At 72.2% G+C, this 13456-nt stretch carries 14 protein-coding genes; 6 read left to right on the plus strand and 8 right to left on the minus strand.

All coding sequences use genetic code 11. The annotated features are described in order from the left end of the window. Positions 1-1131 carry a magnesium and cobalt transport protein CorA gene (locus AB0472_RS11605; RefSeq protein ID WP_366355542.1) on the minus strand — a complete coding sequence of 377 codons (1131 nt, stop codon included), beginning with the start codon at positions 1129-1131 and terminating at the stop codon, positions 1-3. Positions 1132-1619: 488 nt separating this feature from the next. On the opposite strand from AB0472_RS11605, the gene AB0472_RS11610 reads away from it, so the two are divergent. The 4 genes from AB0472_RS11610 to AB0472_RS11625 all read left to right on the plus strand — a co-directional run bounded on the left by AB0472_RS11610 (position 1620) and on the right by AB0472_RS11625 (position 4786). Continuing rightward, positions 1620-2216, plus strand: a complete 597-nt coding sequence (locus AB0472_RS11610; protein WP_366355543.1) for a suppressor of fused domain protein — start codon at positions 1620-1622, stop codon at positions 2214-2216. A 173-nt stretch (positions 2217-2389) separates the two neighbouring features. Further along, the gene (locus AB0472_RS11615; RefSeq protein WP_366355545.1) at positions 2390-3031 is read left to right on the plus strand and encodes a DUF6758 family protein; all 642 of its coding nucleotides are present in this window, start codon (positions 2390-2392) and stop codon (positions 3029-3031) included. A gap of 237 nt (positions 3032-3268) precedes the next feature. Next, positions 3269-4126, plus strand: coding sequence for a PHP domain-containing protein (locus tag AB0472_RS11620; protein ID WP_366355547.1), 858 nt, complete (start codon positions 3269-3271; stop codon positions 4124-4126). A 54-nt stretch (positions 4127-4180) separates the two neighbouring features. Beyond that, the gene (locus AB0472_RS11625; protein ID WP_366355548.1) at positions 4181-4786 is read left to right on the plus strand and encodes a MarC family protein; all 606 of its coding nucleotides are present in this window, start codon (positions 4181-4183) and stop codon (positions 4784-4786) included. A 135-nt stretch (positions 4787-4921) separates the two neighbouring features. Here AB0472_RS11625 and AB0472_RS11630 read toward each other — a convergent pair whose 3' ends face one another. After that, positions 4922-5074: a hypothetical protein gene (locus AB0472_RS11630; RefSeq protein ID WP_366355549.1), complete on the minus strand. Its 153-nt coding sequence runs from the start codon at positions 5072-5074 to the stop codon at positions 4922-4924. 170 nt (positions 5075-5244) lie between these two features. On the opposite strand from AB0472_RS11630, the gene AB0472_RS11635 reads away from it, so the two are divergent. Then, on the plus strand, positions 5245-6138 hold the full coding sequence (locus AB0472_RS11635) for an NYN domain-containing protein (RefSeq protein ID WP_366355551.1): 894 nt from the start codon (positions 5245-5247) through the stop codon (positions 6136-6138). Here the strand turns inward: AB0472_RS11635 and AB0472_RS11640 are convergent. Next, positions 6135-7037, minus strand: coding sequence for an alpha/beta hydrolase (locus tag AB0472_RS11640; RefSeq protein WP_366355553.1), 903 nt, complete (start codon positions 7035-7037; stop codon positions 6135-6137). The genes AB0472_RS11635 and AB0472_RS11640 overlap by 4 nt on opposite strands. Positions 7038-7174: 137 nt before the next feature. Next, positions 7175-9841, minus strand: coding sequence for a DEAD/DEAH box helicase (locus AB0472_RS11645; RefSeq protein WP_366355555.1), 2667 nt, complete (start codon positions 9839-9841; stop codon positions 7175-7177). Positions 9842-10403: 562 nt separating this feature from the next. Between AB0472_RS11645 and AB0472_RS11650 the strand changes: the two genes are divergently transcribed. Next, positions 10404-11150, plus strand: coding sequence for a ferritin-like fold-containing protein (locus AB0472_RS11650; RefSeq protein ID WP_366355557.1), 747 nt, complete (start codon positions 10404-10406; stop codon positions 11148-11150). Between the two features lie 123 nt (positions 11151-11273). Here AB0472_RS11650 and AB0472_RS11655 read toward each other — a convergent pair whose 3' ends face one another. From AB0472_RS11655 to AB0472_RS11670, 4 genes are all read right to left on the minus strand, one after another. After that, positions 11274-11546, minus strand: a complete 273-nt coding sequence (locus tag AB0472_RS11655; protein ID WP_366355714.1) for a hypothetical protein — start codon at positions 11544-11546, stop codon at positions 11274-11276. A 174-nt stretch (positions 11547-11720) separates the two neighbouring features. Continuing rightward, complete coding sequence (locus AB0472_RS11660) at positions 11721-11948, minus strand: DUF3107 domain-containing protein (RefSeq protein ID WP_046730492.1); 228 nt, start codon at positions 11946-11948, stop codon at positions 11721-11723. Positions 11949-12181: 233 nt separating this feature from the next. Further along, positions 12182-12826 carry a TetR/AcrR family transcriptional regulator gene (locus tag AB0472_RS11665; protein ID WP_366355559.1) on the minus strand — a complete coding sequence of 215 codons (645 nt, stop codon included), beginning with the start codon at positions 12824-12826 and terminating at the stop codon, positions 12182-12184. A 191-nt stretch (positions 12827-13017) separates the two neighbouring features. Further along, positions 13018-13242 carry a hypothetical protein gene (locus AB0472_RS11670; protein ID WP_366355561.1) on the minus strand — a complete coding sequence of 75 codons (225 nt, stop codon included), beginning with the start codon at positions 13240-13242 and terminating at the stop codon, positions 13018-13020. Positions 13243-13456 lie beyond the last annotated feature (214 nt).

The raw sequence follows: 13456 nt of genomic DNA on the forward strand, positions 1-13456 counted from the left end.
CTAGAGCCAGCCGTTGCGCTTCAGCGTGCGGTGGATGCCGAGGCAGATCACCCCGGTGACGGCCATGATCACCGGGTAGCCGTAGCGCCAGTGCAGCTCCGGCATGTACTTGAAGTTCATGCCGTACACACCGCACACCATCGTCGGCACGGCGATGATCGCGGCCCAGGACGTGATCTTGCGCATGTCCTCGTTCTGCGCGACGGAGGCCTGCGCGAGGTTGGCCTGGAGGATCGAGTTGAGGAGTTCGTCGAAGCCGACGACCTGCTCCTGGACGCGGGCGAGGTGGTCGGCGACGTCCCGGAAGTACTTCTGGATGTCGGGGTCGACGAGCCGCATCGGCCGCTCGCTCAGCAGCTGCATGGGGCGCAGCAGGGGCGAGACGGCACGCTTGAACTCCAGCACCTCGCGCTTGAGTTGGTAGATCCGCGCCGAGTCGACACCGCGGGAGACGCCGCCCTTGCGGCCCGGCGTGAAGACCTCCGTCTCCACCTCGTCGATGTCGTCCTGCACCGCGTCGGCGACCGCGACGTAACCGTCCACGACGTGGTCGGCGATCGCGTGCAGCACGGCCGAGGGGCCCTTGACGAGCAGTTCGGGGTCGTCCTGGAGCCGGTGCCGCAGCGCCCGCAACGAGCCCTGCCCGCCGTGCCGGACGGTGATGAAGAAGTCCCGGCCGGTGAAGCACATGACCTCACCGGTCTCCACGACCTCGCTGTTGGCGGTGAGCTGGTCGTGCTCGACGTAGTGGATGGTCTTGAAGACGGTGAAGAGGGAGTCGTCGTACCGCTCCAGCTTCGGGCGCTGGTGGGCCTGGACGGCGTCCTCCACCGCCAGCGGGTGGAGTCCGAACTCGCCGGCGATACCGGCGAATTCGGCCTCGGTCGGCTCGTGCAGGCCGATCCAGACGAACCCGCCGTCGCGGCGTACCAGCCGCATCGCCTCGTGTGGGGTCAGCGGCTTGCCGGTCTCCACGCGGGCGCCGTCGCGGTAGACGGCGCAGTCGACGACGGCCGAGGGCGTGCCGGGGTCGCGGGTGGTGTCGTACGCGCCGTTGTCCGGCCGCAGACTCTTGCGCAGCGAGGGGCGGGACGGACGGACCACGGCTCGGAGGTCGCGGATCATCGACATGGGCAGGCTCCTTCGCGACAGGCAGCGGAAGACCGCCGAGGAACGGGTGGAGCTACCCGGAATGAGGACGTCCTGGCTTCGGATGTTTGGCACGTCCACAAAGCGGGGAGCACCGCACCGTTGCGGTGGCGACTTCGCTACTGATTCAGATCAGACGAACGGATCCAGACAGATCCGGAACGGACCGGTCAAAGGGATCAGGCAAGCGAAACGAGGTGCTCTTCCGAACGACAACGCGCACGAAAAGGCGGGCAGCCAGCCAGAGAAAGAGATTCAGAGGCCGGAAGAGCGAGTGGTACTGCACGGGTGACTTCGATCCATGACAGCCCCACCTCCTCCAGCCGGTCCCTCGTAAGGGAGTCCTGTCGGCGTCGGGGACTGACCGCGACGCACTGCGTGCTGCCCCGAACCACCGCGGTCAGAGTAGCAGTAGCCCTCAGTGTCAAGGCGCCGCTTTGCCCGGTACTGACGAGTTCTATGCTCGCGACATGGTTGAAGTTCTTCCTCTGGTCGAGGCCCGGTTGACCACCGCACTGGGCGAACCGGACGCGCGCGCGGCGGTCACCTTCCTCGGTACGGACCGCATCGAGGTGCTCCGTTTCCACGAGGACCTCCAGGGCGAGAACGTCGTCCGCTACGCCACGCTCGGCATGTCCGCACACCCCATGACCGACCCCACCGCGGTGGTCGCGGACCCCGTCAAGGGGCCGCGCGCCGAGCTGGTGCTGTCGGTCCGCGCGGGGCTTGCCGAGACCGACAAGGTGCTCCGCGCGCTCGCCGTACTCGCCGCGTCCCCGCAGGTGGAGGGGCTGGTCGTGGCGCCGGGCGCGTCGCTGGACGTCGGCGGCCCGCTGTGGCCGGGCGCGCCCTTCACCTCCGTCCTGGTCGGCGAGCCGGGCGGTCTCGTCGAGGACCTGGAGCTGGACGGGCCCCTCGACCCCGTACGGTTCCTGCCGCTGCTGCCGATGACGCCGAACGAGGCCGCCTGGAAGCGGGTGCACGGCGCCGGCGCCCTCCAGGAGCGCTGGCTCGCGAACGGGGCCGACCTGCGGGACCCGCACCGGAAATCCGTCCCGCTGGACTGACACCGGGTGAGCAAGCTCACCAAGCCGCTTTCGCCGTCGGCCAGTTGACGAAACGGGTGACGCCGTCGTCGGCGGCCCGCCGCACGGTGGGAGCCGTCCGTCCACGCGGCCGCGTGCGCTGGACGGGTGATCGTCCTTGACGTGGGGGGTCCTGGGTAGGACCGTGGGGCTCTATGAGGGGCGAACCCAGTTGCCCGAAGTGTGGTGGCCGGGTCAGGGCTCCCGGACTCTTCGCCGACACCTGGCAGTGCGATGTCCACGGGACCGTGCATCCGGTACAGCCCGTGATCCCGCCCAGCGTCGAGGCCCTCGGCGTGGTGGTGCAGCGCACCCAGGTTCCGGTGTGGATGCCCTGGCCGCTGCCGGTCGGCTGGCTGTTCACGGGCGTGGCCTGCGCCGGTGACGACCGCAGCGGGGGCCGCGCGACCGCCGTCGCCTGCTCCGGACCCGCGCCGCTCGGCGGCATAGGGGAGATGATCCTGGTCGCCGAGGAGCTCGGGGTCGGCCTCGGGGCCCGGTACGCGGGGATCGACGGGCCGGACCCCGGACCGTCCATGAACGTGGAGAAGCCGCCCCAGGCCAAGGTGCTGGCGGCCGGGCGGCCGACACCGCTGTGGCACGTCTCCGGCGCGCCGGACGACCGGGCCGTGTTCGCGGGCGAGGCCCGCGGGCTGTGGCTGTGGGCGGTGGTGTGGCCCGAGCAGACCGGTCTGCTCATGTACGACGAACTCGTGCTGACCGATCTGCGGGACGCGGGGGCCGAGGTGGACCTGGTGCCGTGCGGGGCGTTGTCGCCGCGGTTGCTGGAGCCGTAGCGCGGTAGCGCGGTAGAGCCGTAGGCGCCGTAGCGGGGTAGCCCCGTAGCCCCGTAGCGCCGTGGCGCCGGTGTGATCGGTCGTCCGCGGCCCGGCGGGGCTGGCCGCGCGGTTCCGCGCGGCCCTCGGGCGGGGCAGGTAAAGGGCGCTCACAGGTTGCGGGTGTGACAGGGGCACCCTCCGCCGGCCGCTATCCTTGACGCGTTCCTTCCGTCCCGTCCCGCTGGAGTCTGCGTCGTGCGCATCGATCTGCACTGCCACTCCACCGCCTCCGACGGCACGGACACCCCGGCCGAGCTGGTGCGCAACGCCGCCGCTGCCGGACTCGACGTCGTGGCGCTGACCGACCACGACACCACCCGCGGCCACGCCGAGGCCGTCGCCGCGCTGCCCGCGGGGCTCACCCTGGTCACCGGGGCCGAGCTGTCCTGCCGTCTCGACGGCGTCTCCATGCACATGCTGGCCTACCTCTTCGACCCCGAGGAGCCCGCGCTGCTCGCCGAGCGCGAGCTGGTCCGGGACGACCGGGTGCCGCGCGCCCGGGGCATGGTCGCCAAGCTGAACGCGCTGGGGGTGCCGGTCACCTGGGAGCAGGTGCGGCGGATCGCCGGGGACGGCTCGGTCGGGCGGCCGCACGTCGCCTCCGCGCTCGTCGAGCTCGGTGTCGTACCGACCGTGAGCGACGCCTTCACCGAGGAGTGGCTGGCCGACGGCGGCCGGGCCTACGTGGAGAAGCACGAGACCGACCCCTTCGAGGCGATCCGGCTGGTCAAGGGCGCCGGCGGCGTCTGCGTGTTCGCGCACCCGGCCGCCGCGAAGCGCGGGCGGACGGTCCCCGAGTCGGCGATCGCCGAGATGGCCGCGGCCGGTCTCGACGGCATCGAGGTCGATCACATGGACCACGACGAGGACACCCGCGCCCGGCTGCGTGGGCTCGCAGGGGAGCTGGGGCTGCTGGCCACGGGCTCCTCCGACTACCACGGCAGCCGCAAGACGGTGACGCTGGGCGAGTACACCACCGACCCCGAGGTGTACGGCGAGATCACCCGCCGCGCGACGGGCGCGTTCCCGGTGCCGGGGACCGGCGGAGCCTGAAGCCCGGCCCCGCACGTCCAACTCCCTCACTCCCGCAAGGCCTGTAGCACCACCATGTTCGATCTCGCCGTCTTCGGCTCCCTCTTCCTGACCCTCTTCGTCATCATGGATCCCCCGGGGATCACCCCGATCTTCCTCGCCCTCACCGCCGGCCGGCCCGGCAAGGTGCAGAAGCGGATGGCCTTCCAGGCCGTGTGCGTGGCGGGCGGTGTGATCACGGTCTTCGGGCTGCTGGGGCACCAGATCCTGGACTACCTGCACGTCTCCGTGCCCGCGCTGATGATCGCGGGCGGGCTGCTGCTCCTGCTCATCGCCCTCGACCTGCTCACCGGCAAGACCGACGAGCCGAAGCAGACCAAGGACGTCAACGTGGCGCTGGTGCCGCTGGGCATGCCGCTGCTGGCCGGCCCCGGTGCGATCGTGTCCGTCATCCTCGCCGTGCAGAAGGCGGACAGCGTGGCGACGCAGGTGTCCGTGTGGTGCGCGATCCTCGCGATCCACGTCGTGCTCTGGCTGGTGATGCGCTACTCGCTGCTGATCATCCGGGTCATCAAGGACGGTGGTGTCGTCCTGGTGACACGGCTCGCGGGCATGATGCTCTCCGCGATCGCCGTGCAGCAGATCATCAACGGCGTCACCCAGGTGGTCAGGGGCGCATGACGCGCGGCCAGGAGGCCGGCAGACGCAGAACCCCCGCACGGCACGGTTGCCGTACGGGGGCTCTGAAGACTGTGCGGTGCTCCGCGCTGCGTCGGTCTGACTGCTGTCGTCTTCTGTCGTTGTCGCGTCGTCCTGTTACGAAGCCTGGGTCTCGGCCGGTCGGATCCACAGACGCTGCCCCACGGCGGCGGCCTGCTGAACGATCCCGCTGACGGAGGCGGCGTCCACGACAGTGCTGTCCACGGCGGTGCCGTCGACCTCGTCGAGTCGCATGATTTCGAAGCGCATGGCCTCTCCCTTCGTCGTCCTGTTCCGTATGAGTCAACGGCTTGCGTGTTACAAACATTCCCTACGCTAAAGAAATTTTTCGAACGTCTAATTACCGACCGGTAAGAGTGTGCGGGAGACTGACCGGGACCGGTTGTGTTCGCAGCGTGACCGCCGGGACAATGGAGCTGATGAACGACGACCGCGACACCCTCCAGGCCCGTATCGACCGCACAAACGAGCTGCTCACCCGCATGCTCGCCGAAGTGGCCAAGACGCCCTCGACGCACGCCATCTTCGTGGACGCGGGCTACCTCTACGCGGCCACGGGCCGGCTCGTCGCCGGGACGGAGGACCGCCGCGCCTTCGATCTCGACGCCGAAGGGCTGATCGAGGCGCTCATCGACAAGGCGCGCCAGATCTTCGCCGACAGCCGGCTGCTGCGCGTCTACTGGTACGACGGCGCCCGCCGCCGCATCCACACCGCCGAGCAGCAGGCCATCGCCGAACTCCCCGACGTCAAGGTCCGCCTCGGCAACCTCAACGCCAACAACCAGCAGAAGGGCGTCGACTCCCTGATCCGCACGGACCTGGAGTCACTGGCCCGGCACCGCGCCATCAGCGACGCGGCCCTGCTCGGCGGCGACGAGGACCTGGTCTCGGCGGTCGAGGCCGCCCAGGGCTACGGCGCCCGCGTCCACCTGTGGGGCATCGAGGCTCCCGAGGGCCGCAACCAGGCCGAGCCGCTGCTCTGGGAGGTCGACAGCCAGCGCACCCTCGACCTGGAGTTCTTCAAGCCGTACGTCTCCAGACGCGCCGCCCTCGCCTACGAGGCCGGCGCCACCAGACCCACCCGTGAGGACGTCCGTTTCGTCGGCGCGCAGATCGCGGCGAAGTGGCTCTCCTCGCGTGGCCGCGAGGCGCTGGTCGAACTGCTGCCCGGCCACCCCTACCTGCCGGGCTCCGTCGATCAGGACCTCCTCGTCGAGGCCGAGGGGATGCTCCAGTACTCCCTGCGCGGCCAGGCCGACCTGCGCCGGGCCCTGCGGGACGGCTTCTGGGAGCACCTCCAGACGCAGTACTAGCCCCGGTCCCGGTCCGCGGGGCCGGTGCTGTCCCAGAAGTCCGCGATCGCCTCGGCGGTGGCGGCGGGGCGGTCGGTGTTGGGCGAGTGCTCCGCCCCCGCGATCACCGTGCGGCGGGCCCGCAGCCGCAGCGCCATGTCGTCCAGCAGCGGTACCGGCCAGGTGTCGTCCCGCGCGCCCGACAGGACGTGGAAAGGCAGCGGCAGGGCGGCCAGTTCCGCGACACGGTCCGGCTCGGTGCACAACTGGCGCCCGGTGGCCAGGAGCTGGGCGGGCTTGTTGCCCAGCCAGCGGCGCCGCAGGTCCTCGCCGTCCTCCGGGCACTCCTCCGGCCCGTCCGGTTCCTCCAGCTCCTCCGGTGCCTCCAGGGTCTGCATAGCCTCCCACACCTCGGCCATCGACATCACGGCGAGCGCGTCCCGCAACAGCTTCACGCGCTGCTGCTGGGAGGAGGAGATCTGCGCCGGGCCCGAGGCCATCAGGGTCAGCGAGCGGAATGGTGCGCGGTCGAGGAGCACGGCGGCGCGGGCGATCTGGCCGCCGAGGGAGTGCCCCAGCAGATGCACCGGCAGGCCCGCGCCGACCGCCGCCGCCTGCGCGAGCACGTCCCGCGCCAGCTCCTCCTGGGCGTACGCCGCTTCGTCGTCCGCGGGGCCGTCCGACTCGAACTGCCCACGCCCGTCCACGGCGACCGTCCGGTACCCGCGCCGGCCCAGTGCCTCGTGCAGCCGGTTGAAGTCCTCCTTGCTCCCGGTGAACCCCGGCAGCAACAGGGCCGCCCCCCTGGGCTCGACCCCGGCGGCCACGGGCGCGTCGACGACGGCGAACTCACCCCGGTCGGTGGCGAGCGCGTACGCACGGGCAGCGGCGGGCGGGACGAAGGTGCGAGGCCTGCTCATGGGGGAGAGGGTATCGGGAGCGGGGTGACCGACCGGGGGCCGGTGGGTGAACCCCGGTACCGGGGAGCGCGGGGCACTGCGCAGACGCCGACGGCCCGGACCACACGGGGTGGTCCGGGCCGTCGTCACTGGTGCACTCAGGCCTCCGGGGCCGCGGCGGCCGCCTTCCGGGTCCGGCGGGCCTTCGGCTTCGCCTCCGCGTCGGCCGCCTCGACGGATCCGGCGGACTCGGCCGCCTTGCGGGTGGTGCGTCGCCTCGGCTTCGCCTCCGGCTCCTCGGTGGCCTGCGCCGGGATCTCCGCGGGGGCGGCGGCTGCCGTCTTGCGGGTGCGGCGGGGCTTGGCCTCGGTGGCCTCGGCGGTGTCCACCGCGGCCTCGGCGGCGGCTGCCGTCTTGCGGGTGCGGCGCGGCTTGGGCGCCGCCTCCGCCTCGACGGGCTCCGGAGCGGCTGCCGCCGTCTTACGGGTCCGACGGGGCTTCGTCTCGGCGACCGCCTCGGCCGTCTCCGCGTCGGCGGTGCTCGCCGCCGTCTTGCGGGTCCGGCGGGGCTTGGCTTCCGTGCCCTCGGCGGTGTCCACCGCGGCCTCGGCGGCGGCTGCCGTCTTGCGGGTGCGGCGCGGCTTGGGCGCCGCCTCCGCCTCCTCGGCGGCCTCCGGGGCGGCGGCTGCCGCCTTACGGGTGCGACGGGGCTTGGCCTCGGTGGCCTCGGCGGTGTCGACGGCGGCCTCGGCCGCCTTCCGCGTCCGGCGCGCCTTGGGCGCGGCCTCGGTCTCGGCGGTCTCCGGCTGCGGCTCGGCCGCCACCGGCTCGGCCGGCTCCGCGGTCTTGCGGGTGCGGCGAGGGGCCGGGGCCACCGGGGCCTCGACGGCCTCCGCGGGAGCCTGGGCGACCTCCGCCACGGGCTCGGCGGCCTTGCGGACGCGACGGCGCGGCTTGGCCTCGACGGCCTCGGCGGTGTCCATCGCGGTCTCGGCGGCCTCCGGGGTGGCCGCCGCCGTCTTCCGGGTGCGGCGCGGCTTGGGCTCCGCCACGGCCTCGACCGCCTCGACGACCGCCTCGACGACCGCCGCGACGGCTGCCGCCTCGGGAGCCTCGGCGGCCTTGCGGGTGCGACGGCGCGCGGGGGCGGCCGGTGCCTCTTCGGCCAGGGGCGCCTCGGTCACCGGCGTCTCGGTCACCGCCGGCGTCGTCGCCTCGGCCACCGGAGCGGCCTCGGCGGACCGGCGGGTGCGACGGCGGCGCGGCTTCTCCGCGGCGGCCGGCTCCACGACGGACTCGACCGACTCGACGACGGTCTCCGGCGTCACGGTCACCGGGGCGGCGGCCGCCACCGGCTCCGGGGACGCCCCGTTGCGGGTACGGCGACGGCGGCGCGGGGTCCGGGCGGCAGCCGGCTCCGACGCCGCGAGGGCGTCGCCGGAGGCGGGCGACGCGGCCTCGGCGGCCGGCGCCGTGGGCGTCGTACCGGACGCCTGGTCCAGGGCCGAACCGCCGCGGGTGCGACGGCGGCGCCGCGGGGTGCGGGCCGGGCGCTCGCGCTCCTCGGTACGGGCCTCGACCCGCGCCTCGCCCCGGCCGCCCCGGCCACCGCGACCGCGGCCACCGCGGCCGCCGGTCTCGCCGAGGTCCTCCACCTCCTCCGCGTCGAGCCCGGCGCGGGTGCGCTCCGAGCGCGGCAGGACACCCTTGGTGCCCGCGGGGATCTTCAGTTCCTCGAAGAAGTGCGGGGAGGTGGAGTACGTCTCCACCGGCTCGTGGAAGTTCAGCTCCAGCGCCTTGTTGATGAGCTGCCAGCGCGGGATGTCGTCCCAGTCGACGAACGTGATCGCCGTACCCGACGCGCCGGCGCGGCCGGTACGGCCGACCCGGTGCAGGTAGGTCTTCTCGTCCTCGGGGGACTGGTAGTTGATGACGTGCGTGACGCCCTCGACGTCGATGCCGCGGGCGGCGACGTCGGTGCAGACCAGGACGTCCACCTTGCCGTTGCGGAACGCGCGCAGCGCCTGCTCGCGGGCGCCCTGGCCGAGGTCGCCGTGGACGGCGCCGGAGGCGAAGCCGCGGCGCTGGAGCTGCTCGGCGATGTCGGCGGCGGTGCGCTTGGTACGGCAGAAGATCATCGCGAGCCCGCGGCCGTCGGCCTGCAGTATGCGCGCGATCATCTCCGGCTTGTCCATGGAGTGCGCGCGGTAGACGAACTGCGCGATGTTCGCGACGGTCGCGCCCTCGTCGTCCGGCGCGGTGGCGCGGATGTGGGTGGGCTGGCTCATGTACCGGCGCGCGAGGCCGATGACCGCGCCCGGCATGGTCGCCGAGAACAGCATGGTCTGGCGCTTCGCCGGAAGCATGTCGATGATCTTCTCGACGTCCGGCAGGAAGCCCAGGTCGAGCATCTCGTCGGCCTCGTCGAGGACGAGCGACTTGATGTGCTTGAGGTCGAGCTTCTTCTGGCCGGCGAGGTCGAGCAGGCGGCCCGGGGTGCCGACGACCACGTCGACGCCCTTCTTCAGGGCTTCGACCTGGGGCTCGTAGGCGCGGCCGCCGTAGATGGCGAGCACGCGTACGTTACGGACCTTGCCGGCCGTCAGCAGGTCGTTGGTGACCTGGGTGCAGAGCTCGCGCGTGGGGACGACGACGAGCGCCTGGGGGGCCTCGGTGAGGGCCTCGGGGGCGGCGCGGCCGGCCTCCACGTCGGCGGGGACGGTGACGCGCTCCAGGAGCGGCAGACCGAAGCCGAGGGTCTTGCCGGTGCCGGTCTTGGCCTGGCCGATGACGTCGGTGCCGGAGAGGGCGACCGGGAGCGTCATCTCCTGGATGGGGAAGGGGTTGACGATGCCGACGGCTTCCAGGGCCTCGGCGGTCTCGGGAAGGATTCCGAGTTCACGAAACGTCGTAGTCAGGGTGCTGCCTCTTCTGTGTGTCGCGGCGCGAGGCGAGCGCGGGGGTCTTTGACGGACCGTGCCGGGGACGTCGGCTGCCTTACGGACGGGCCGTGGGGGGCACGCCGTAGTGCACGGGACCTCTGCCGACGCTCTAGCGCTCGTACCGCTGAGGGTGTGTCCCTCCGGTCGTCGTACGCACAGTGCCGTACGAGCCGGGAGGGCTGTCGGGTCGGAGCCGATCGGGCCACCGACCGGGCATCCTCATACGTGCGGCCTGTCGAGGTACGTCCAGAATCTACGGCGTACCAGCAGGCGCATTACCACCATACCCCGGAATCCTGCACATGCGATGGCCGATTCGGTCACGTCGTGGTAGTCACAGTGGTTGACCAGGGGCTTCGGCCTGACTTCTCCGGGTCCCCCTGAGACGCTCCGGGGTCGGCCCGGAGCTTCCCGAGGGCTTCCGCGGGGCCGCGGGCGGGCTATTGTGCGCTTCATGACGAGCTCTGACAAGCCTGAGACCGCCTCCGCCGAACCGACCGGTGTCGCCGCCCAGGACTGGGCGCGGGCCGCCGCCGACCCGCACTACCGGGCCGCGGTCGTGGACCTGCTCGGTGCCCTCGCGTACGGCGAGCTCGCGGCGTTCGAGCGGCTCGCGGAGGACGCCAAGCTGGCGCCCTCGCTCGGGGACAAGGCCGAGCTGGCCAAGATGGCGTCGGCCGAGTTCCACCACTTCGAGCGGCTGCGCAACCGGCTGACGGAGATCGGCGAGGACGCCACGCAGGCGATGGAGCCGTTCGTCGCGGCCCTCGACGGCTTCCACCGGCAGACGGCGCCGTCCGACTGGCTGGAGGGCCTGGTCAAGGCGTACGTCGGCGACTCGATCGCCAGTGACTTCTACCGGGAGGTCGCGGCCCGCCTCGACGCGGACACCCGCGAGCTGGTGCTGGCCGTCCTCGACGACACCGGGCACGCCGGGTTCGCGGTGGAGAAGGTGCGCGCGGCGATCGACGCCGACCCGCGTGTGGGCGGCCGACTGGCCCTGTGGGCACGGCGGTTGATGGGCGAGGCGCTGTCGCAGTCCCAGCGGGTGGTCGCCGACCGGGACGCGCTGTCGACCATGCTGGTCGGGGGAGTGGCCGACGGGTTCGACCTCGCCGAGGTGGGACGGATGTTCTCGCGCATCACCGAGGCGCACACGAAGCGGATGGCTGCGCTGGGGCTGGCGGCGTAGCACTGCCCCCGGGGGCGCTTCGGGGGGAGCCGTGCGACCGCTGGTGCGGTGTCGCTGGTCGCGCCGTTCCTCCCTCAGCCTTCGGCCGGGGGTACCCCCAGCGCCTCCCTCGGGGCGTCGGGGCTAGGCCGTGATCGATCGTCGGCGCAGGTGACGGCCCGCCGGGCGGAGCAGCAGCGACAGGGACGCCGCCGAGACGATCGCCGCGCCGAGGAGAGTGACCAGGACCGCGCCGGGGCCGAGCGCGCTGTGCGTGACGAAGTCGCCGAAGAGGGCTCCCGCGACCCCCGTGGAGAACACCAGGGCACGGGCCGGGAGCCGGTGGGACAGCCGACTGGTCGCGGCCCAAGACAGGGCCAGGCCGAGCAGGGCGGATCCAAGGACTTCCAGGAGCATCACGAGTGGTCCCTCCCACGGCCTGCCGGTCTTCCACGGTCGTAGCCCGTCATACCCGTGACCTGCGGAATGCAATCCTCCTCTGTGGACGACTTGTGCGCCACATGTGGAAGGCGGACACGACGGAGGGGCCGGGCGGACACACGTCCGCCCGGCCCCTCCGCGCTGCTGTGGTCAGACCGCGCTGAAGCCGACCTTGCGCACCGTCGGCTCGCCGAGCTCGATGTACGCCAGGCGGTCCGTCGGGACCAGGACCTTGCGGCCGCGCTCGTCCTCCAGGGACAGCACCTGTGACTTGCCGGCCAGCGCGTCGGCGACGAGGCGCTCGACCTCCTCGGCGTTCAGACCGCTCTCCAGAACGATCTCGCGGGGCGCGTGCTGCACGCCGATCTTGACCTCCACGGCTATGTCCCTCCGACGGTCAGTGAAGTGCGCGACCTTCCGCGCCGTACGCAGCACACATTAGCCCGGTGAGGGGACGTACACGCTGCGCACGAGCACGCCAGGAGCGAACAGCGAACGGGAATTCGCACCGGCACCCCCGTCGGCGGAGGTGCCGGTGGCTGTGTCAGAGGGGTGCCGGTGCGTGCGTCAGGCGGGCGTCGGACGTCCGTCAGGCGTGCGTCAGGCGTGCGTCAGTGGTGCCCGTCGATGCCGTGCAGCGGGAAGCCCGCGATGCCCCGCCAGGCCAGGGAGGTCAGCAGCTGGACCGCCTGGTCGCGCGGGACGGACCGGTCGCTGTGCAGCCAGGAGCGGGCCACCACCTGGGCGAGACCCCCGAGGCCGGAGGCCAGCAGGATGGACTCCGCACGCGGCAGACCGGTGTCCTCCGTGATGACCTCGCAGATCGCCTCGGCGCACTCGTTGGTGACCTTGTCGACGCGCTCGCGCACCGCGGGCTCGTTCGTCAGGTCGGACTCGAAGACCAGGCGGAAGGCGCCGCCGTCGTCCTCGACGTACGCGAAATAGGCGTCCATGGTCGCCCGGACCCGCTGCTTGTTGTCGGTCGTCGACGCGAGCGCGCCGCGCACCGCCTGGATCAGCGCCTCGCAGTGCTGGTCCAGCAGGGCCAGGTAGAGGTCGAGCTTGCCCGGGAAGTGCTGGTAGAGCACCGGCTTGCTGACGCCGGCGCGTTCGGCGATGTCGTCCATCGCGGCCGCGTGGTACCCCTGCGCGACGAACACCTCCTGGGCGGCGCCCAGCAGCTGGTTCCGTCGGGCACGGCGCGGCAGGCGGGTGCCCCGCGGGCGTGCCGCCTCTGTCTGCTCGATGGCTGTCACGCCGCCTCCCAAAGTCGTCCACATGAGTCGTCCACATGCGGATCGCTCCGCGCGGCCATCGTACTTTTCGGTAACCGTGCTGTGCGCGGTGCGAGCGCAGAATTTCACGTACCGGACGACGGCGACAGCCGCACCGGGAAATCCCCGGACGTGAGAACCGGCCGGGCAGGTCCGCCGGAGACCGGCCGGGGTCAGCGGTAGTCGTCCTCGTCGAGGGAGACCACCCGTGCCTGCTCGATGAGATCGGCCTCGTTCCCGCGGTCCGGGTCGACACCGGTGAGGGGGTCGTCCTGGGACGGTGTGACGTCCGTGTGCTGCTCGGCTGTGTCGCCCTCGGGGGCCTCGACATCGATCTCCGGGGCCTCTTCCGCCTCCAGATCGCCGAGCACGTCCGGGTCGGTGGGGTCATGGGCCATGGTGGGGCTCCCTTCCTTCGAAGATCCCTGGCTGCAGCAGGGGGTCACAAACGGGTGCCCTCCTTACGAGCGTAGGAGACACCGGATGCGGACGCTATGCCACCCGCGACCGTTCGCTCCGGCGGCGGCCCGCCCCTCACCCCCGGTGCGTACCCGGGCCCCGCGCGGCCCGGGCGCGGCCCGCCGGGGCGATTCTGTTCTGTGACGGCGAACA

This window comes from Streptomyces sp. NPDC086777 (assembly GCF_040702065.1).
Taxonomy (GTDB): domain Bacteria; phylum Actinomycetota; class Actinomycetes; order Streptomycetales; family Streptomycetaceae; genus Streptomyces.

Coding starts and splice junctions, on each gene's coding strand:
- AB0472_RS11605 (WP_366355542.1), bottom strand. CDS start 1,131: ATGTCGATGATCCGCGACCTCCGAGCCGTGGTCCGTCCGTCCCGCCCC.
- AB0472_RS11610 (WP_366355543.1), top strand. CDS start 1,620: ATGGTTGAAGTTCTTCCTCTGGTCGAGGCCCGGTTGACCACCGCACTG.
- AB0472_RS11615 (WP_366355545.1), top strand. CDS start 2,390: ATGAGGGGCGAACCCAGTTGCCCGAAGTGTGGTGGCCGGGTCAGGGCT.
- AB0472_RS11625 (WP_366355548.1), top strand. CDS start 4,181: ATGTTCGATCTCGCCGTCTTCGGCTCCCTCTTCCTGACCCTCTTCGTC.
- AB0472_RS11630 (WP_366355549.1), bottom strand. CDS start 5,074: ATGCGCTTCGAAATCATGCGACTCGACGAGGTCGACGGCACCGCCGTG.
- AB0472_RS11635 (WP_366355551.1), top strand. CDS start 5,245: ATGAACGACGACCGCGACACCCTCCAGGCCCGTATCGACCGCACAAAC.
- AB0472_RS11640 (WP_366355553.1), bottom strand. CDS start 7,037: ATGAGCAGGCCTCGCACCTTCGTCCCGCCCGCCGCTGCCCGTGCGTAC.
- AB0472_RS11645 (WP_366355555.1), bottom strand. CDS start 9,841: ATGACGCTCCCGGTCGCCCTCTCCGGCACCGACGTCATCGGCCAGGCC.
- AB0472_RS11655 (WP_366355714.1), bottom strand. CDS start 11,546: ATGCTCCTGGAAGTCCTTGGATCCGCCCTGCTCGGCCTGGCCCTGTCT.
- AB0472_RS11670 (WP_366355561.1), bottom strand. CDS start 13,242: ATGGCCCATGACCCCACCGACCCGGACGTGCTCGGCGATCTGGAGGCG.